This is a genomic window from Granulibacter bethesdensis CGDNIH1, from assembly GCF_000014285.2.
In the GTDB taxonomy this organism is placed as follows: domain Bacteria; phylum Pseudomonadota; class Alphaproteobacteria; order Acetobacterales; family Acetobacteraceae; genus Granulibacter; species Granulibacter bethesdensis.
Genome location: NC_008343.2, coordinates 304,996 through 323,642, shown reverse-complemented (window position 1 = coordinate 323,642; position 18,647 = coordinate 304,996). Strand labels below are relative to the sequence as shown.

The 18,647-nt window shown below is 62.0% G+C and carries 21 protein-coding genes, 1 tRNA gene and 1 other RNA gene; 15 read left to right on the top strand and 8 right to left on the bottom strand.

What is annotated here, in order from left to right; all coding sequences use genetic code 11:
• Window positions 1–22 precede the first annotated feature (22 nt).
• Both prfB and GBCGDNIH1_RS13780 read left to right on the top strand, forming a co-directional pair.
• Window positions 23–1,154 (top strand): peptide chain release factor 2 gene (gene prfB, locus GBCGDNIH1_RS13785; protein WP_096912883.1). Its coding sequence is split into 2 segments (ribosomal slippage): window positions 23–91 and window positions 93–1,154, totalling 1,131 coding nucleotides; the frame shifts between segments, so codons are not numbered across the junction.
• 67 nt (window positions 1,155–1,221) lie between these two features.
• Window positions 1,222–2,727, top strand: a complete 1,506-nt coding sequence (locus GBCGDNIH1_RS13780) for an MFS transporter (protein ID WP_050748506.1) — start codon at window positions 1,222–1,224, stop codon at window positions 2,725–2,727.
• 38 nt (window positions 2,728–2,765) lie between these two features.
• On the opposite strand, the gene GBCGDNIH1_RS13775 is transcribed toward GBCGDNIH1_RS13780, so the two are convergent.
• Window positions 2,766–2,841, bottom strand: a tRNA-Ala gene (locus tag GBCGDNIH1_RS13775).
• Window positions 2,842–3,058: 217 nt separating this feature from the next.
• On the opposite strand from GBCGDNIH1_RS13775, the gene GBCGDNIH1_RS13770 reads away from it, so the two are divergent.
• From GBCGDNIH1_RS13770 to GBCGDNIH1_RS13760, 3 genes are read left to right on the top strand one after another with little or no spacing between them, the layout of a single operon-like run.
• A complete protein-coding gene (locus GBCGDNIH1_RS13770; RefSeq protein WP_025285847.1) occupies window positions 3,059–3,379 on the top strand; it encodes a YggT family protein in 321 nt (106 codons plus the stop codon).
• 22 nt (window positions 3,380–3,401) lie between these two features.
• Window positions 3,402–3,725: a DUF167 family protein gene (locus tag GBCGDNIH1_RS13765; protein ID WP_011630985.1), complete on the top strand. Its 324-nt coding sequence runs from the start codon at window positions 3,402–3,404 to the stop codon at window positions 3,723–3,725.
• Complete coding sequence (locus GBCGDNIH1_RS13760; protein WP_080504474.1) at window positions 3,722–4,879, top strand: MFS transporter; 1,158 nt, start codon at window positions 3,722–3,724, stop codon at window positions 4,877–4,879. Before GBCGDNIH1_RS13765 ends, GBCGDNIH1_RS13760 begins: the two co-directional genes overlap by 4 nt.
• A gap of 32 nt (window positions 4,880–4,911) precedes the next feature.
• Here the strand turns inward: GBCGDNIH1_RS13760 and GBCGDNIH1_RS13755 are convergent, their stop codons facing one another.
• From GBCGDNIH1_RS13755 to GBCGDNIH1_RS13740, 4 genes are read right to left on the bottom strand one after another with little or no spacing between them, the layout of a single operon-like run.
• A complete protein-coding gene (locus GBCGDNIH1_RS13755; protein WP_050748377.1) occupies window positions 4,912–5,091 on the bottom strand; it encodes a DUF1674 domain-containing protein in 180 nt (59 codons plus the stop codon).
• Between the two features lie 39 nt (window positions 5,092–5,130).
• A complete protein-coding gene (locus GBCGDNIH1_RS13750) occupies window positions 5,131–5,487 on the bottom strand; it encodes a Rieske (2Fe-2S) protein (protein ID WP_011630982.1) in 357 nt (118 codons plus the stop codon).
• Between the two features lie 2 nt (window positions 5,488–5,489).
• Entirely contained in the window at window positions 5,490–5,951 is a 462-nt protein-coding gene (locus tag GBCGDNIH1_RS13745; protein ID WP_011630981.1) for an EVE domain-containing protein, read from the bottom strand.
• The gene (locus GBCGDNIH1_RS13740) at window positions 5,948–6,241 is read right to left on the bottom strand and encodes a YciI family protein (RefSeq protein ID WP_011630980.1); all 294 of its coding nucleotides are present in this window, start codon (window positions 6,239–6,241) and stop codon (window positions 5,948–5,950) included. The genes GBCGDNIH1_RS13745 and GBCGDNIH1_RS13740 overlap by 4 nt, the downstream gene beginning before the upstream one ends.
• 183 nt (window positions 6,242–6,424) lie before the next feature.
• On the opposite strand from GBCGDNIH1_RS13740, the gene GBCGDNIH1_RS13735 reads away from it, so the two are divergent.
• From GBCGDNIH1_RS13735 to acs, 8 genes are all read left to right on the top strand, one after another.
• Window positions 6,425–7,204 (top strand): heme ABC transporter permease, encoded by a 780-nt coding sequence (locus GBCGDNIH1_RS13735; RefSeq protein ID WP_157692047.1) that lies wholly within the window; start codon window positions 6,425–6,427, stop codon window positions 7,202–7,204.
• Window positions 7,201–7,362 carry a hypothetical protein gene (locus GBCGDNIH1_RS24730; protein WP_157691959.1) on the top strand — a complete coding sequence of 54 codons (162 nt, stop codon included), beginning with the start codon at window positions 7,201–7,203 and terminating at the stop codon, window positions 7,360–7,362. Before GBCGDNIH1_RS13735 ends, GBCGDNIH1_RS24730 begins: the two co-directional genes overlap by 4 nt.
• Before the next feature lie 81 nt (window positions 7,363–7,443).
• Complete coding sequence (ccmE, locus tag GBCGDNIH1_RS13730; RefSeq protein WP_025318088.1) at window positions 7,444–7,971, top strand: cytochrome c maturation protein CcmE; 528 nt, start codon at window positions 7,444–7,446, stop codon at window positions 7,969–7,971.
• A gap of 3 nt (window positions 7,972–7,974) precedes the next feature.
• On the top strand, window positions 7,975–9,927 hold the full coding sequence (locus GBCGDNIH1_RS13725) for a heme lyase CcmF/NrfE family subunit (protein WP_011630977.1): 1,953 nt from the start codon (window positions 7,975–7,977) through the stop codon (window positions 9,925–9,927).
• Window positions 9,928–9,950: 23 nt separating this feature from the next.
• On the top strand, window positions 9,951–10,535 hold the full coding sequence (locus GBCGDNIH1_RS13720) for a DsbE family thiol:disulfide interchange protein (protein ID WP_011630976.1): 585 nt from the start codon (window positions 9,951–9,953) through the stop codon (window positions 10,533–10,535).
• Complete coding sequence (locus GBCGDNIH1_RS13715) at window positions 10,532–11,080, top strand: cytochrome c-type biogenesis protein (RefSeq protein WP_011630975.1); 549 nt, start codon at window positions 10,532–10,534, stop codon at window positions 11,078–11,080. Before GBCGDNIH1_RS13720 ends, GBCGDNIH1_RS13715 begins: the two co-directional genes overlap by 4 nt.
• Window positions 11,077–11,793 carry a c-type cytochrome biogenesis protein CcmI gene (gene ccmI, locus GBCGDNIH1_RS13710; RefSeq protein ID WP_011630974.1) on the top strand — a complete coding sequence of 239 codons (717 nt, stop codon included), beginning with the start codon at window positions 11,077–11,079 and terminating at the stop codon, window positions 11,791–11,793. The genes GBCGDNIH1_RS13715 and ccmI overlap by 4 nt, the downstream gene beginning before the upstream one ends.
• A 148-nt stretch (window positions 11,794–11,941) precedes the next feature.
• Window positions 11,942–13,876 carry an acetate--CoA ligase gene (gene acs / locus GBCGDNIH1_RS13705; protein WP_011630973.1) on the top strand — a complete coding sequence of 645 codons (1,935 nt, stop codon included), beginning with the start codon at window positions 11,942–11,944 and terminating at the stop codon, window positions 13,874–13,876.
• Window positions 13,877–13,930: 54 nt separating this feature from the next.
• Here the strand turns inward: acs and GBCGDNIH1_RS13700 are convergent, their stop codons facing one another.
• The 3 genes from GBCGDNIH1_RS13700 to GBCGDNIH1_RS13690 form a co-directional block, all read right to left on the bottom strand.
• Window positions 13,931–14,608 (bottom strand): MarC family protein, encoded by a 678-nt coding sequence (locus GBCGDNIH1_RS13700; RefSeq protein WP_011630972.1) that lies wholly within the window; start codon window positions 14,606–14,608, stop codon window positions 13,931–13,933.
• Between the two features lie 30 nt (window positions 14,609–14,638).
• A complete protein-coding gene (locus GBCGDNIH1_RS13695) occupies window positions 14,639–15,868 on the bottom strand; it encodes an argininosuccinate synthase (RefSeq protein ID WP_025319514.1) in 1,230 nt (409 codons plus the stop codon).
• A 95-nt stretch (window positions 15,869–15,963) separates the two neighbouring features.
• Window positions 15,964–16,248 (bottom strand): hypothetical protein, encoded by a 285-nt coding sequence (locus tag GBCGDNIH1_RS13690; protein WP_025318083.1) that lies wholly within the window; start codon window positions 16,246–16,248, stop codon window positions 15,964–15,966.
• A 172-nt stretch (window positions 16,249–16,420) separates the two neighbouring features.
• Here GBCGDNIH1_RS13690 and ffs point away from each other — a divergent pair.
• Both ffs and GBCGDNIH1_RS13680 read left to right on the top strand, forming a co-directional pair.
• An RNA gene (gene ffs / locus GBCGDNIH1_RS13685) (signal recognition particle sRNA small type) lies at window positions 16,421–16,518 on the top strand.
• A 51-nt stretch (window positions 16,519–16,569) separates the two neighbouring features.
• On the top strand, window positions 16,570–18,630 hold the full coding sequence (locus GBCGDNIH1_RS13680) for a DNA polymerase III subunit gamma/tau (protein WP_011630969.1): 2,061 nt from the start codon (window positions 16,570–16,572) through the stop codon (window positions 18,628–18,630).
• The last annotated feature ends 17 nt before the right edge of the window (window positions 18,631–18,647 follow it).

The window sequence follows — 18,647 nt, the reverse complement described above, 5'->3', positions numbered from 1 at the left end:
TCAGTATGACCGGAACAGGACCATGTCCGCCGAAATCGACGCCCTCAACCAGCAGATCAAGCAGTCCGTTGCACTGCTGAGGAGGCATCTTTGACTGGGATGCCGCTCAACACCGCCTTGCGGAGCTGAATGCCCGCGCCGAAGACCCTGATCTATGGAACGACTCCGCCGCCGCGCAGGCGGTGATGCGTGAACGCACCCGTCTGGCCAGCCAGGTGGAAGGCGTGCTGCGCATGGAATCGGAAGTCAGCGACGCTACCGAGCTGGCCGAAATGGCTGAAGCCGATGGCGACGAAGCCATGGCCACCGATGCCCGCCGCATGCTGGAAACCATTGCCGCCGAAGCCAAGCGGCTGGAAATCGAAAGCCTGCTGTCCGGCGAGGCTGACGGCAACGACGCCTATCTGGAAATCAATTCCGGCGCAGGCGGAACAGAGGCTCAGGATTGGGCCGAAATGCTGTTGCGCATGTACACGCGCTGGGCCGAAGCCCATGGTTACAAAGTCACGCTGATCGAACAGAGTGATGGGGAGCAGGCGGGGATCAAATCCGCGACCCTTCAGGTCGCCGGCCCCTCCGCCTATGGTTGGCTCAAGACCGAGGCTGGGGTGCATCGTCTGGTCCGCATCAGCCCATTCGACAGCGCCGCAAGGCGGCAGACCAGTTTCGCCAGTATCTGGGTCTATCCGGTGGTCGACGACAATATCGAGATCGAGATCAACGAAGCTGATCTGAAGGTCGATACGTTCCGCGCCTCCGGTGCGGGTGGTCAGCACGTGAACAAGACGGAAAGCGCGATTCGCATCACCCATGTGCCATCGGGTATCATCGTCGCCTGTCAGACCGACCGCTCCCAGCATCGCAACCGCGCCACGGCGATGAACATGCTGAAAGCCCGCCTGTATGAGGCGGAGCTGCAAAAGCGTGAAGCCGCGGCACAGGAACAGGAAAACGCCAAAAGCGAAATCGGCTGGGGCCACCAGATCCGCAGCTATGTTCTGGCCCCTTATCAGCTGGTGAAAGATCTGCGCACCAACGTTGAAAAAGGCAATCCGGGTGCCGTTCTGGATGGCGATCTGGACGAGTTCATGGCTGCCGCCCTGGCCGCCCGCGTCGGTGCACATCGCAGCGAGGCGAGCGCCAGCGCACAGTAAGGTCTGACCATTCCGGCCGGACAGGAGGGCATGCAACCGGCCTCCCTGCCCGACCGTTTTGCGTTTCATGGAAGCGCGCCAGGCTGATTGCATACATTCCGATTGCCCACATTCCAGGGTGCAATCCCCACCTTCAGTCACAAGCGATATTCCGGCTCGGCTGGATCGGCTGCCCTGGAGCCGGTTTCACACGCTGGTGATCATAGCCCTCGGGATTACCTGGATTCTGGACGGGCTGGAGGTTACTCTCGCCGGGTCTCTGGCGGGTGCAATCGCCAGCAGTCCAGCCCTGACGCTTACCGGCGGACAGGCCGGTCTCACAGCCAGCGCCTATCTTGCGGGTGCCGTCGGAGGGGCTTTGTTTTTCGGCTGGCTGACCGACCGGCTTGGGCGGAAGAAACTGTTTACCCTGACCGTACTGCTCTATCTGACCGCTACGATTTTGTCGGGATTATCGTGGAGTTTCTGGTCCTTCGTGCTGTTCCGGTTCCTGACCGGTGCGGGCATTGGCGGGGAATATGCCGCCGTCAACGCCACGATTCAGGAACTGATCCCGGCACGCAGCCGCGGTTTTGTCGATCTGACGATCAATGGTTCGTTCTGGCTCGGCGCGGCGATCGGAGCGCTGGGATCAGTGCTGGCGCTGGGCCATCCCGAGTGGATTGATCAGGAAACAGGCTGGCGGGCGAGCTTCGTGATCGGGGGCCTGATCGGCTTCATAGTGCTGCTGTTACGGCGCTGGATTCCGGAAAGTCCGCGCTGGCTGATGACGCATGGCAGACCCGGCGAGGCTGATGAAGCCATGCACCAGATCGAAACGATGGTCGCCAAGGACAGACCGGATAATGCGCTTCCGCCCATTCCTCCCACCCGGTTACGTCTGCGCACCGATGTCAAAAGCTGGTTTCTGCCCAGCCTGCATAGTCTGTTCACGCAGTATCGGGACAGAACCATTCTCGCAGCCGTTCTGATGGGCGCTCAGGCATTCTGTTATAATGCGCTGCTGTTCACGTATGCGCTGGTGCTGAATAAATTCGAAGGCGTCGGCAATGCGCAGGTTGGATTTTATATCTTTCCTTTTGCGCTCGGGAATTTTCTCGGCCCGCTGCTGCTGGGGCGATGGTTCGATACGCTGGGGCGTAAAACCATGATCACCGGAACCTATCTTCTCTCCGGCTTGCTAATGACCTTGGTTGGTCTGCTGTTCGGCGCGGGGATGCTGGATGCAACTGCACAGACAGTCGCCTGGACGATCGTATTTTTCTTCGCCTCTGCCGCTGCCAGTTCAGCCTATCTTACCGTCGGCGAGAATTTTCCGCTGGAAGTCCGCGCCGTCGCAATTGCGATTTTCTACGCGCTGGGCACCGGGATTGGCGGCATTGCAGGACCAGCGCTGTTCGGTCATCTGATCGATGCGGGACGAAACGCTGTGATGTGGGGTTACGCTGCCGGAGGCGCTCTGATGATGGCGGCCGGGGTGGTAGAATTCCGGCTGGGTGTGGAGGCCGAAAACAAATCCCTTGAAGAGATCGCTCCACCCCTGAGCAGCCTGCGGCTTCAAGAAAGCAGATAAGAATGGGGAAGAGTATTTTCAGAACGACCCGCGAAGCGTGGTGGAGCTGAGGGGAATCGAACCCCTGACCTCCTCATTGCGAACGAGGCGCTCTCCCAACTGAGCTACAGCCCCGCTCCGCGTCGTCTCCTGCACTGCGTTACAGCGTAGGCGGCGCGTAATGCCGCGCGCGCGCGCCGAAGTCAAGCTGATAGTGGAGAGGAATCTGCATCGCACCCTCCCCCCTGATTTGCAAGGCAGAAGGGGCAACATGCTTGCGGTTCCCAAGCCGGCACGGCTAGACCAAACGACCAGACCTACTGTCACCTGATGTTTGACGGAGACGCTTCGCGTGCTCACGATCGCTTTCAATCTGCTGGATACGTTGATCCAGCTTTATATCTATGCGCTGATTCTATCGGCGATCATCTCGACGCTGATGTCGTTCGGCGTGCTGGACAGCCGCAACCGACTGGTCTGGTCGATCGCCGATTTCCTGTATCGCGTGACCGAACCGGTTCTGCGCCCGGTGCGCAGTATTCTGCCCAATATGGGTGCGATCGACCTCAGCCCGCTGATCGTGCTGCTGGTGCTGCAACTGCTGGTCCGGCCGATGCTGGGCAAGCTGTATATTGCTATCGCATTCGGACAGTGGAACGCATTGCTGCAATAATGCCATCCACGGGCATCTGGCGATGAGCATCTGGCGCAGTGTCGAAAACGGCATCACCCTTGCCCTGCGTGTCGTACCGAAAGCCCGCAAAATCGGGCTGGGAGGCACTGTTCCCGGGGCTGATGGCAAACCGCGGCTGAAAATCTCCGTCAGTGCCCCTGCCGATAAAGGACAGGCGAACGAAGCGGTGCGGGACATGCTGGCCAAAGCCCTGCGCGTGCCTGCCTCCCGCATCACCCTGCTTCAGGGTCTGACCGCACGCGACAAGCTGGTGCGGGTCGAGGGAGACCCCGAAACGCTGGGGAGCACAGTCGAAACGCTGGCCAGCGGGGGGACAGACTCCTGATCAGATCATTCCATCGTGCACGGATCGGCACGGCCCTGCTTTTCGTCGGATGCGGCGCCGGGATCGGCACATGGTCTGCCAGCGTCGCTCATGTACAGCGTGATGCCGGTCTCAGTGACAGGGCGCTGGGCTTTGCCCTGCTGGCCATGGCCGTTGGCGCATTGGTCTCTATGCCGCTGGCGGGACGTCTCGCCGCCCGTTACGGAACCGCATGCCTGTCCAGTTGGAGCGGGCCGGCTTTTGCCCTCTCCGTGCTTTTGCCACCCTTCTCCCGCCTTTGCGGAGACTGGGCCATGCCCGCCCTTGCCGGAGCGCTGTTTCTGATCGGCGGCACGCATGGAGCCACCGATATCGCCATGAATGGTGAAGCGGCCCGGCTGGAACGGGAAGGAGGTCGCGCCATGATGTCCTCCTTCCATGCAGGATGGAGTTTGGGCGGTATGGCTGGTTCCGCCTTTACCAGCCTCCTGTTTGCATGGGGATGGAGCGCGGAATTAGCCATGGGTCTGTCCGCAGCCATGCTGATGCTGGTGTTTCTGGCCGCGTTGCTGATCAACCGTCCGGTGGAGGGCACTCCTTCGCAACACAGGGAAGCACCCGCCGAAAAAGGATGGACGCCACCGCTGATCTATCTGGGATGCCTCTGCTTTCTGGCCTTTATGGTGGAAGGCGGCATGATGGACTGGTCAGCCGTTTATATGAGCACCCTGTCGAAAGAAGGCATGGCACTGAGCGGCGGCGGATTTGCCTCTTTCTCGCTGATGATGGCAATGATGCGGCTGGTGGGAGACGGGATCATCACCCGGTTAGGCCCGGTACGGACCTGTGCGCTGTCTGCACTGATCGCCGCCATCGGGCTGGCGACCGCGCTTGCCACCCGTCAGCCACTGGTTTCCATGGCCGGATTCGCATTGCTGGGGATAGGGATGGCGAATGTGGTGCCGATCCTGTTCGCCGCATCGGGACGACGGGGCGGCAATGCCGGTGTCGCCACTGTGGCAACACTCGGTTATGCGGGCGGGCTGTGCGGGCCGCCGATTATCGGCTTCATGGCCGGGCAATGGGGGTTGCGTCTTGCGCTGACCTCACTGCTGGCGGCGATCGCCATTATCGGTCTGAATGCGCGCAGCGCGGCAAATCGTCCCAAAAACTAAACCTTCGCCGCATCGTCCATCAGCCATTCCCGTCAGAAATCAATGCAGCGCCCGTTACGTTCCCAGTCACCGAAACGGGTTGGTTCCGGTCCTTTCGGGCCGCCATGCTCCACCGGCTGAGCCGTATCAGCGATGGTTGCCGGATCAATGGGAGTCACTGTTTCCTTGTGACCGTCCCTGTCCGGTACGGGTTTTTGGTCGGTTCCGGCCATAACGTGGCTCCCTTGTTCCTTCATCATAGCAGCCGGACTCTACAGCCCGGCATCCGCAGCCACATAGACCGCGCCATTCTCGATCGTGACCGGCACCATGGTCAGATGATCACCCTTACATGGGCCAGCCTGACACGCTCCGCTCAGCAGATCGAACAGAGCGCCATGCGTGCCGCAGACAATATGCTGCCCGTCCGAAGACAGGAAGCGATCCGGCGCCCATTCCAGCGGGACACCGATATGCGGGCAGGCATTGACGTAAACCCGGACATTATCCCCCCGACGGATGGCGAACAGACCAAAAAATCCACCCGGCGCAGGAGGAAACCCTTTGGCTCCGGGATCGGACAGATCCTGCACATGGCACAGAAAACGAAGTGCGCAACTGACTGTCATCGTCAGCCTTCCGCACCTTTCCAGCCATCCATCTGGCCCCCCATCCGGCACAGGATCGCCCAGTGTTGCGGTGAAACGGACGATACGGACAGACGGGATTGCCGCACCAGTGCCAGATCGGCCAGGCCCGGCTCCGCCTTGATCATGGCGAGCGTCACCGGAGAGGGCATTTTCCCGACGGCACGCATATCGACACAGAGCCAGGGATTGCTGCCATCCCGGCTCAGCTCATCCGCCTCGACAGTGGGATCCGGATAGGCTTCCCGGACCACTTGCACCACGCCCACGATCTCCCGGCCAATATTGGAATGGTAGAAAAACGCCAGATCGCCCACCCGCATCGTCGCCAGATTGCGCTTGGCGGCATGGTTGCGCACCCCGGTCCATGGCTCCACACCATGCGCCACCTGCTGATCCCAGCTGAAGGCATCCGGCTCCGATTTCACCAGCCAGTATGCGGTCATCCGACGAACTGACCGTCCTTGAACACCTGACGATAGGCACGGACCGTGACAGAGGCAAACAACCCGGCCTGCGCATAAGGATCACCCGCCGCGAAAGCCTGGGCTTCCTCAAGACTGGTGGCATCGATGATCAACAGACTGCCTTCCGGCTCCCCTGCCGCATTCAGAACCGGTCCGACCTGCACCAGACGCGATTCGTGATCCCGCAGATATTCCAGATGGGCCGGGCGGGTTTGCTTGCGAAGCTCAAGACCGCCTTCACGATCCGTGCAGATGACTGCGAACAACATGACTTTCCACTTTCGTTTTCAAAGCCAGCAGGCACTTAAAATTAAGGTAACAAGCAGGCGCTTCAAACGGAACGCATGGCAGGGTATGATGGAGCCGTGGAAACGTCAGCTTTATCAGATCAGGATACTCACCAGAACGCGCTGCCGGAAGGCGCGGCGGGGAAAAATCCTTCAGGCCGCGCCATGCCCGGATCGGGTGGGGAGATGCGTGCGAAACCCAACCTGCATCGTTTTGCCAATCCGGGCCGGTTCCTGCGCATCGCCGGAAAAATCGTCCCGCCAGTGGCAGTGGCAGGAATCCTTATCACCGCCTTCGCACTGGTCTGGGGACTGTTCTATGCCCCCGCCGACTGGCAGCAGGGTGATACCGTGCGCATCATGTATATCCATGTGCCTGCCGCCTGGCTCGGCTCCATGGGCTATGCATCGCTGGCCGCCGCCTCCGCCGCCTCTCTGATCTGGCGGCATCCTCTGGCTGATCTTGCTGCAACGGAGATCAGCCCGGTAGGAGCCATGTTCACCGCTATCTGCCTTGCCACCGGAAGTTTATGGGGCAAGCCGATGTGGGGGGCATGGTGGGTATGGGATGCACGCCTGACATCGGTTCTGGTGCTGTTTTTTCTCTATCTGGGCCATATCGCGCTGGTACGGGCTTTCGACGATCCGCAACGCGGCTACCGCGCAGGCGCCATTCTGGCGCTGGTCGGGGTGGTCAACCTGCCGATCATCAAATTCAGCGTTGATTGGTGGAACACGCTGCATCAGACCGCCAGCATCAGCCTGACCGGTGCCCCCACCATGTCCACCGAGATGCTATGGCCGCTGCTCTGGTCCGCCATCGGCTTTACCCTGATCTTCATTGCTCTGGTGCTTACCCGTATCAGGGCGGCGGTCATGGAACGGCGCATCCGCGCCCTGCTGCTGGCCAATGCCGCCCGGGCCGAGCAAGGGAACATTCCATGACCCATGCGTCTTTCATCATCGCGGCCTATACAATTGCGCTGGGCCTGCCACTGATCATGGGATTGATGACGGCGACACGGCTTGCCTCTGCCCGAAAAAAACTGGCAGCGCTCGAAACGGGGCTACGTGCAGGCCGACGCAGGGGCCAGAATACGTAGTGGCCTGCATCCAGTGACACGCATCCGTCTCCCGCATGAGTTTCCCCCTGCATGCGGAACAGGCTTCAGGAAATTTTGATCATGACCCGCAAACGCCGCCGTCTGTATATCCTGCTGGCCTGCGGCATCGGCCTCGGCTCCGCCACCGCGCTGACCCTGTTCGCGTTCAGCGATAATCTGGTGTTCTTCATGGCCCCGTCGGATTTCGCAAACAACCATGTCGCGGCGGGACGGACCATTCGTCTCGGCGGTCTCGTGCAGGCAGGCAGCGTGCATCGTGAGGTCGAAAACGGCCAGCCCGCCGCCAAATTCGTGGTGACGGATGGCAAGGCCTCGGTTCCGGTAACCTTTACAGGGATTCTCCCCGACCTGTTCCGCGAAGGACAAGGCGTGGTCGCGCTGGGAACCGTCGAGCCGGATGGCAGCTTCCATGCCTCCGAAGTGCTGGCCAAGCACGACGAAACCTATATGCCGAAAGACGTGGCCGAGGCCCTGAAAAAAAGCGGCCGCTGGAACCCGGCTTCCGGTCCGCCGCCAGCCGCCAGCACATGGTACAGGATGAACCCGGCCTCGACCGCCGATCTTCAGAAAAACAGGACAGGCGGCTGATCCATGATTCCTGAACTGGGCCATTTCGCGCTGGCACTGGCCTGCGCCTTTGCCGCCGCGCAGGCCATTCTCGCGCTCTGGGGTGCACAGCGCCGTGATGCAAGGCTGATGGCAGCGGCACCGGCCCTCGCGCTCGGGCAGATGATGGCCCTGATCACCTCGTTCGGGGCCCTGATGTGGGCCAGCGTGGTCAATGATTTCACCGTGCTGAACGTGGCCCAGAACAGCCAGTCCGCCAAGCCGCTGCTGTACCGGATCAGCGGCACATGGGGAAATCATGAAGGCTCCATCCTGCTATGGTGCCTGATCCTCGCGCTTTGCGGCGGCGCGGTGGCAGCGTTCGGGCGCAACCTGCCTTCCGCCCTGCGGGCACGGGTTATCGGTGTGCTGGGGGCGTCCTCGGTCGGGTTTCTGCTGTTCAGCCTGATCGAAAGCAATCCGTTCGTACGGATATGGCCTGCACCGATGGAAGGCAGCGGCATGAACCCGCTGCTGGAAGATCCCGGCCTCGCGATTCATCCGCCTATTCTCTACACCGGCTATGTCGGCTTCGCGATCCCGTTCGCTTTCGCGGTGGCGGCCCTGCTGGAAGGGCGGATCGATGCCTCCTGGGGGCGCTGGGTGCGTCCATGGGCGCTGGTTTCTTGGGCGTTCCTGACCTGCGGCATCGCACTGGGATCATGGTGGGCGTATTATGAACTCGGCTGGGGCGGCTTCTGGTTCTGGGATCCGGTCGAGAACGCCTCCCTGCTGCCATGGCTGACCGGAACCGCGCTGGTGCATTCAGCCATCGTCGTGGAAAAGCGCGAGGCGCTGAAAATCTGGACCGTTCTGCTGGCCATCGCGACGTTTTCGCTTTCCCTGTCAGGCACGTTCCTCGTGCGGTCGGGTATCCTGAATTCCGTCCATTCCTTCGCCAATGATCCGGCCCGCGGCGTGTTCATTCTGGGCCTGCTGGCACTGGTGATCGGCTCTGCGCTGCTTCTGTTCGTGTTCCGCGCCCCGGTTCTGTCCGTGTCCGGCGTCTTTGCACCGATTTCGCGTGAAGGCTCGCTGGTGCTGAACAACGTGCTGCTCTGCTCCATTGCAGCCGTGGTATTCACCGGCACGACCTATCCGCTGTTCGCACAGTTACTGTTCGGAGCGCAGATCAGCGTGGGGGCGCCCTTCTTCAACGCTACCGTGATGCCGCTGGCCATTCCCGTTTTCATCGCCATGGCGGTCGGGCCAATGCTGCCATGGAAACGCGCCCGGCTCTGGCCTGCCCTGTCCCGGCTGTGGTGGGCGGCGCTGGTTGCCCTCGCGGCCGGTCTATGGGGGGCTATGGGACGCCAGTTCCTGCCGGCGCTGGCTTTCGGCTGTGCAGGCTGGCTGATTACTGGCTCCTTCGCCGACATCATCGAGCGGATCAAGCTGTTTCGTGTGCCGCCCCGTACCAGTTTCGCCCGTCTCGGTGGGGTGCCGCGATCCGCATGGGGAGCCGCCATCGCCCATGCCGGGCTGGGGATCACCATCTGCGGTATTGCCGCGATGTCGATGGCCCAACAGACCATTGTTGCGGTGAAACCGGGCCAATCCACCGAACTCGGTGGCTATCGCTGGACACTGGACAGCATCACCGATGCGCCCGGCCCGAATTACGTCGCCCGGGTGGCCACCATCACCGTGACCAGTCAGGGGCACCTCGTCACCGTGCTGACCCCGTCCCGCCGTGCCTATCCGGTGCAGCGGCAGAACACCACCGATACCTCTATCCAGACCAACGGCCTGCGTGACCTGTATGCCGTGCTGGGTGAGGAACGGGATGGCACTGCCGTACTGCGCCTGCATGTCAATCCGCTGGCGCCGTGGATATGGCTGGGTGCGCTGGTCATGGCGATTGGTGGATGCCTGTCCCTGACCGACCGCCGGTTACGTGTGGGTGCCCCTGCCCGCAGCCGTGCCGTTCACGCCTGATAGCGCCGGAAGAGTCAAATTCCATGATCCCCTCCCCACCACCTTCACGGCCTGTCTGGACACGCCGGTTGCTGCTCTCCGTGCCGCTGGTGCTGGCCGTTGCTGCCGGTGCCGCGTTTCTCGGCATGCTGCATGGTATGGAGGACGGGCATTTCGATCCGCGCGGCGTCCCCAGCCCGCTGATCGGCAAACCCGTTCCGGTCTTTGATCTGCCAGCGCAAACTCCCTCTCCGGAAGGGTTTACCTCGGCTGCCCTCACGCAGCATGGCCATCCGGTGCTGGTGAATTTCTTCGCGTCCTGGTGCGTTCCCTGCAAAATCGAGCAACCTGCGTTGATGGCGCTGAAACAGCGCGGCATCGCGTTATGGGGCATTGCCTACAAAGACAAGCCTGAAGCAGCCGCTGCCATGCTGAAGGCGGATGGCAATCCCTACCAACGGATTGCCAGGGATGCAGCGGGCGGTACCGCCATCGATTGGGGTGTCTATGGCGTGCCGGAAACCTACTTCGTCGATCCTAAAGGGATCGTGCGCTGGAAATGGGCCGGCCCCCTGACGGAGCAGGTTATCAAGGACCAGATTGAGCCTTTGCTGAAAGCCTATCCATGATTCGGTCTCGTTCCATGCCCCGGCTGGCCATGCCCCGGCTGGCCATGCCCCGGCTGGCCATGCCCCGGCTGGCCATGCCCCGGCTGGCCATGCGCTGGCTGGCTCTGAGCACCATCCTGTTTCTGCTTCTGCCGGTCCGGCATGGATGGGCGGTCAGCAGCCCGTCGGAGATGCTGCCCGATCCGGCACAGGAACATCGCGCCGAAGCGATCGGTTCCCAACTGCGCTGTCTGGTCTGCCAGAATCAATCCATCGAGGATTCGGAAGCCGATCTGGCCCGGGATCTGCGCGCCAAGGTCCGGCAACGGGTGGCCGCCGGGGACAGTGATGCCCAGGTCATTGCCTGGATGGAAGCGCGTTACGGCGAATTCGTGCGGCTGCGCCCACCATTTTCCCCGCTGACATGGCTGTTATGGCTGTCACCCGTTTTTGCGCTGGGAATCGGGGCCGCCATCGTGCTGGCAGCGCGCAGAAAGCGCACCACGGCCATTCCCCCGCTGAATGATGATGAAAAAGACCGGCTGAACAGGTTGCTCCGTCCATGATCTGGCTTTTTATCGCTACTCTGGCGTTGGTGTGTGTGGCGCCACTTGGCTGGTCACTGCGGGAAAATACCGTGATGCTGCGCGGTCAGCGGGAAGCAGCCATGGCCCTGCACCGCGCGCAGTTGCTGGAATTGGACCGCGACCTGGCCGAGGGGCGCATTGGCGCACCGGAACACGCCACCGCCATGGTGGAAGTGCAGCGCCGTTTGCTGGCCAGCGATGCCAGCATTGATACTGCTCCACGTTCTGCCGCACGCCTGCCGATACTGGGCTGTATGATACTGATCCCGTTGGCGGCGCTGGCGCTCTACTGGCGATCCGGGCAGCCCCGGGTTCCCTCCGCCCCCTATGCACAGCGCATGGCAGAGGCCCAGAGACAGGCTCGGAATATCAATGATCTGGTGGCAAAGCTGCGGGAACGAATCGATTCGCTTGACCCGCATAGCGAGGAAGCGCGTCAGGGCTTCCTGCTGCTGGGCACCGTGGAAGGCAGGATGGGCCACATGCCGCAAGCCGTCGCCGCGTGGCGCAAGGCGCTTGCTGTCCGGTACGAACCGGGCCTTGCCGCCCGGATCGCCGAAGCAGACTCTGAAATCGCCGGAAAGGTCACACCGGAAGCCCGCACCATGTTCGAGCGCGCCCTGAAAGAGGCGCCTGCCAATGCGCCGTGGATTGCCCTGGTCAAAAAACGGCTTCAATCCGGCATGGAATAAAGGCGGCGCAACACATTCGACAGGGAAAGGAATATTTATTTTCGTCTGTTGCGTGAAGACGTGCAAAAACCACTCGAAAGTTTCCTATCACACGATATATACAGCCAATCGAGCGCGTGGATAACGCGAGCCGCCCCGGAGGAAACGAATGTCCGAGCCGACCCTGATTCATGTGAAGCCGTCTCTTGCGGATTCGGCCCATGTGAATGCCCGCCGTCACAGCCTGATGACTCATCAGGCCGGAACGGATCCCGATGCTTTCTGGGCCGAAGAAGCCAGGCGCATCCCGTGGTTCCGGGAACCGACCCTGATCAAAAGCACGTCCTTCGAGGGTGATGTCTCGATCCGCTGGTTCGAGGATGGCCGCCTGAACGCTTCTGTCGCCTGTCTGGATCAGCATCTGGAAACGCGCGGCGATCAGAGCGCGATTCTGTGGGAAGGCGATGAACCCGGAACACAGGGCAGCCTGACCTATCGCCAGTTGCATGACCGCGTCTGCCGTCTGGCGAATGTCATGAAATCCATGGGCATCGGGCGAGGTGATCGCGTTACGATCTACCTGCCGATGGTGATAGAAGCCGCCATTGCGATGCTGGCCTGCGCCCGTATCGGCGCGGTGCATGCTGTGGTGTTCGGCGGCTTTTCCCCCGACAGCCTTGCCGACCGTATCCGTGACAGCGAATCCAGCCTGCTCATCACCGCCGATGAAGGTCGCCGGGGCGGACGGAAAGTGCCGCTGAAGCGCAATGCCGATGAGGCCCTGTCCAGGGTTGACTGCATCCGGAACGTGATTGTCGTCACCGTCACCGGCGGCGATGTCAACATGCAGGCAGGGCGCGATCAACGATACGAAACCCTGATCGAGGCAGCCTCCCCCGACTGTCCGCCAGAGGAAATGAACGCCGAAGATCCTCTGTTCATTCTCTATACCTCCGGCAGCACCGGCACGCCGAAAGGCGTCCTGCATACCACCGGCGGCTATATGGTCTGGGCCAGCTTCACGCATGAGCTGGTGTTCGACTACCACGCCCCCGAAGTATACTGGTGCACCGCGGATGTGGGCTGGATCACCGGCCATACCTATATCGTGTACGGACCGCTGGCGAATGGCGCGACCACGCTGATGTTCGAGGGCGTGCCGAACTACCCGGACAGCAGCCGTTTCTGGCAGGTGGTCGACAAATACAACGTTTCGATCTTCTACACCGCGCCGACCGCAATCCGTGCGCTGATGCGGGAAGGCGATGCACCGGTCAAAAAGACCTCCCGCAAATCCCTGCGCATTCTCGGCACGGTGGGCGAGCCGATCAATCCGGAAGCATGGCGCTGGTATTACGAGGTCGTCGGCGAAGAACGCTGCCCGGTGATCGACACATGGTGGCAGACGGAAACCGGCGGTCATCTGATCACGCCGCTGCCCGGCGCGATCGCCCAGAAACCCGGCAGTGCCACCCTGCCACTCCCCGGCGTCAAGGCGGTTCTGGTCGATAACGAAGGCAATGTGCTGGAGGGCGAAGCCGAAGGCAGTCTCTGCATCGCCGATAGCTGGCCGGGCCAGATGAGGACGCTGTATGGCGATCATGAACGGTTCGTGCAGACCTATTTCTCCACCTACAAAGGCCTGTATTTCACCGGCGACGGCGCCCGTCGCGATGCAGATGGCTATTTCTGGATCACCGGGCGTATCGACGATGTGCTGAACGTCTCCGGCCACCGTCTCGGCACGGCCGAGGTGGAAAGCGCACTGGTTGCGCATGGCGATGTTGCCGAAGCCGCCGTGGTCGGTGTTCCGCACGACATCAAGGGTCAGGGAATCTATGCGTTCGTCACCCTGAAGGACGGGTACGAACCCAGCGACACACTGCGCAGCGAGCTGATCAACTGGGTCCGGCGGCAGATCGGGCCGATCGCCACGCCGGATGTGATCCAGTGGGCACCCGGACTGCCGAAAACCCGCAGCGGCAAGATCATGCGCCGGATTCTGCGTAAGATCGCCTGCAATGAAACCGATGGGCTGGGGGATATCTCAACCCTGGCCGATCCCTCGGTGGTGGAAGATCTGATTGCCAATCGCCCGGCCTGACGATCTGGCGACGTATGGGAAGGAAGAAAGCGGGTGCCGCGGCATCCGCTTTTTTTACCCGGGAAATACGATCCGCAACGTATCGACAACCCCGGCAATAATGATCTGCGTGCCGATGCAAAGCAGCAGGAAAGCGGCAATCCGCGCTACGATCCGAGCCCCGGACGTGCCGAGCAGACGCACGAACCGTTCAGCAGAACGGTAACAGAGCCAGATGAGGACAGCCATAACGGCTCCCGCCAGGCTGCTGCCAATGGTAAAAGCAAACTGATCCCGTGATCCCGGAGGATGTGCGGCGGTCAGTGCCACCGCTACCGAAATCGTACCCGGCCCGACGGTAAAAGGCATGGTCAGCGGGAAAAACGCGACCCCGGCATCACGCGGGCGGGCCGATTGGGGGGAGGCGGGGGCCGCCTGTTCCTGCTTTCTTTCCTCATGGGCTTCGGGGGCGGAAAGCATCTCCCATGCCCGCACCGCCACCACCAAACCACCCGCGATCCGCAGGGCTGCGAGCGACACGCCGAAAAAGGCCAGCACATAGGAGCCGAGCCACAGCGAAACCAGCAGCATGACCAGGGAATAAAGCCCGATCCGCCCGGCCAGCCATCTCCGTTCCGCTGCCGAGCGGTCGGCCGTAACCTCCTGATAGATCAGGGCCGACCCCAGCGGGTTGATAATCGAGAACAGAGCGGGGAAAGCGAGCAGGAAGCCGGCGATCATCTGGTTGATCATGACCGCTTTCTCCCGCCCGGCTTTGAAGTCTTACAGGCTGCCGCCGCGACGGCCCGCTATCGCCGCCAGCCGCAGACGCAGCGACTGCAACTTGATAAAGCCCTGCGCATCGACCTGATCATAGGCGCCCTGATCGTCCTCGAAAGTAACATGCTTCAGGGAATACAGGCTGTTGGGGCTTTCACGGCCGATCACGATGGTGTTGCCCTTGTAAAGCTTCAACCGGACGCGACCGGTCACGCTCTTCTGGCTTTCATCAATCGCGGCCTGCAGCATCCGGCGCTCCGGGCTGAACCAGAAGCCGTTATAGATCAGCTCAGCATAGCGCGGCATCAGGCTGTCCTTGAGATGGGCCGCTTCACGGTCGAGCGTGATGCTCTCGATCCCGCGATGCGCCACCAGCAGGATGGTGCCACCCGGCGTTTCATAGACGCCACGAGATTTCATGCCGACAAAACGGTTTTCCACCAGATCGAGACGGCCGATCCCGTTAGCCTTGCCCAGCTCATTGAGCTTCGCCAGCAGAGTGGCGGGGGACAGGCGGATGCCGTCGATCGCCACCGGGTCACCATGCTCGAAATCGATGGTGATGATGGTGGCCTTGTCGGGGGCGGCTTCCGGACTGATCGTGCGCTGATAGACGATCTCATCCGGCTCCTCCGCCGGGTCTTCCAGCAGCTTGCCCTCGGATGAGGAGTGCAACAGATTGGCATCGACGCTGAACGGGGCCTCGCCACGCTTGTCCTTGGCAATGGGAATCTGGTTTGCCTCGGCGAATTCGAGCAGCTTGGTGCGGCTGGTCAGATCCCATTCACGCCAGGGGGCGATCACCTTCACATCCGGCTTCAGCGCGTAATAGCTGAGTTCGAAACGAACCTGATCATTACCCTTGCCGGTCGCACCATGCGCCACCGCATCGGCACCGGTCAGTTCGGCGATCTCGATCTGGCGCTGGGCGATCAGCGGGCGGGCGATGGAGGTGCCGAGCAGGTACTGCCCCTCATACACCGCATTGGCGCGGAACATCGGGAACACGAAATCCTTCACGAAGGTCTCGCGTAGATCGTCGACGAAGATTTCCTTCACGCCGAACATCTCGGCCTTGCGGCGGGCCGGCTCCAGCTCCTCTCCCTGGCCGAGATCGGCGGTAAAGGTCACAACCTCGCAGTTATACGTCGTTTGCAGCCAGCGCAGGATCACGCTGGTGTCCAACCCGCCGGAATAGGCGAGAACGACCTTCTTCACATCCTTGACAGCCATGGTCTGAATATCCCTGGTCACCGGTTATCCGGGGGTTAGCTTCTCATTGCCCCCGGAGGCAAGGGGGGCGCTCATGCATCTGCCTGCATCATGCATCAGTGATGCACGGGTAGCAGCACCAGCGCCACCCGCAGCGCAAAGAGAGCAGCCGCCACCACAAGCAGAACCCGCACCACGCCCCGCCGCAGATGCAGCGAAGCCGCCAGCAGCAGCCCGGCGATCAGGACCAGCGCGAGCAGACGCAGCTCCGCCCCCAGCCCCAGCGCCCGCATGCCGTTTTCCAGCCAACCAACCAACGCCCCCGTCACCTGCATGGCAAAACCGATCAATTGCCGCAGCAAATGCAGCACAACATCGGCCATGGCCTGCAATTGCGACATGAAATCTGCCCCCTTCCGTCAGCGTTGCAGCCTCTGTCTGCCTTTGTAAAAGCGGCATAGCATGGATGCAGACCAGGAAAACAATGGTTCGGAACCGTATCGTCAAGACCATTCCCGGCACCGGCATTGTCATCTCTGGCCATCCGGCGCGGATCAGGGTAAGAAGGGGGTGGGAGATCGGCGGCGGACGGGCGCCTCGCCAACCCGGTCAGGGCCGGAAGGCAGCAGCCGCAACGAGTTTCCGCCCGGGTCGTTTGTCCGGTCTCCCACCCCGGATAACGTTACGCCAGAGGATGGCGGCCCGCTTCCCTGGATCTCCGTGTGACCCCTGTCGATCCATCATCACCCGATACCGATCCCTGCCGGGATACCCTGCCTGAACCGGAACAGCCCTCCGGCCCGGGCCTGTTCGGCGATGCCCCTGCCACACCGCCAGCAAGGACGGCGGCTGGCACCCAGCCTTATCGCGTGCTGGCACGTCAGTACCGTCCCCGCCATTTCGACGACCTGATCGGTCAGGATGCGCTGGTCCGGACCCTGCGCAATGCTTTTGCGCTGAACCGCGTCGCCCATGCCTTCATGCTGACCGGCGTGCGCGGAGTCGGCAAAACCACCACCGCCCGCATCATCGCCCGCGCCCTGAACTGCACCGGAGCCGATGGTCAGGGTGGCCCCACCGCCGATCCTTGCGGCGTATGCCCCAACTGCACCGCCATTCTGGCCGACCGCCATCCCGATGTCGTGGAGATGGACGCCGCGAGCCGCACCGGCGTGGATGACGTGCGCGAGATCATCGAGGCCACCCGGTTCCGGCCATTACAAGCCCGCACCAAGGTTTTCATCATCGACGAAGTGCATATGCTGTCACGCAATGCCTTCAACGCGCTGCTCAAAACGCTCGAAGAACCACCGCCGCACGTCACCTTCATCTTCGCCACGACAGAGCTGAGGAAAGTCCCGGTCACGGTCCTGTCCCGCTGCCAGCGTTTCGACCTGCGGCGTATTGATGCGGAGGTGCTCAGCGCGCATTTCAGCCGGATTCTGGAACAGGAAGGCGTCAGCGCCAGCCCGCAGGCCCTCGCTCTGATCGCCCGTGCCGCCGATGGATCGGTGCGCGATGGCCTGTCCCTGCTCGATCAGGCCATCGCCCAGAACGATCCCGGCATCCCTATCAGCGAGGCACAGGTCGCAGACATGCTGGGCCTGGCCGATCGCGGCATGGTGCTCGACCTGCTGGAAGCACTGATGGCAGGCGACACAGCCAGTGCTCTGGCGGTCACCGACACAGCTCATGCACGGGGGGCCGATCTGGGCATGGTGCTTCAGGATCTGCTGGAGCTGATCCATACGCTGACCCGCCTGAAAACCATTCCCCATCTGCGCACCGCACCGGGCATGGCAGAAGCCGAACGGCTGCGTGGCAGTGCTCTGGCAGATCGTCTTGCCATGCCGGTGCTCGGCCGTGCCTGGCAGATGCTGCTGAAAGGCATTGCCGAGGTCGAGGCCGCTCCGGACCGACGGGCTGCGGCGGAAATGGTGCTGATTCGCCTGTGTTATGTTGCCGACCTGCCGCCACCCGCAGAACTGGTACGGCGCCTGACCGGCGCACCGGGCACTCAACAGCCGGGGCATCAAGGAGGGGGCGGCGTCGCACCGTCCACACCTTCATCATCCCCGACCGCCTCATCCACAGGCTTTCGTGCCATTGCCGGAGGCATCATGTCCGGGGGGAGCGGCGCCGCCACAGCGCGCCAGCCGCACGCCATGGCTGACTCCGTACCCGATGTTCCCGTCCCGGTCTTTCACAGTTTCCGGGAGGTCGCACAGTTCGTAGAGTCACGCCGCGAAGCAATGCTGCACGCCCATCTGCTGCATAATGTTCATCTGGTCCGTTTCGCCCCGCCGGTGATCGAATTACGGCTTGAGAGCAATGTACCACACACTCTCCCTGCCCAGCTTGCAGCCCTGCTGGGGGAAGCCAATGGTCAGCGCTGGACCATTGCCCTGTCCTCGGCCCCCGGAGAACCGACTCTGGCAGAACAAGGCCGGGCCGCAGGCGAATCCCGGCTGGCACAGGCCAGCAACCATCCTGTCGTCCGTGCCATTCTGAACGCTTTTCCCGGGGCGAGGTTGGGAACGGTGATCGACAGCACTGTTGATGTCTACGGGCTGACACGCGAAACCCATGCCGATCCGGGTATGATGACCGCCTCCCCCATGCTGGGTGGCGGACATGGCGACCGGTTCGATTCTCTGGATGAAATACCGGGTGATCCCGATGACGGACCCGGCTTTGCCCCGCTGGATGCGGAACCGGCCGATGATCCTTCCGGAGATGCCTTTCCGGGGCTTAATCGGCCGACACAATCGGAACAGTCTTAACCACTTCTGGAGCACCG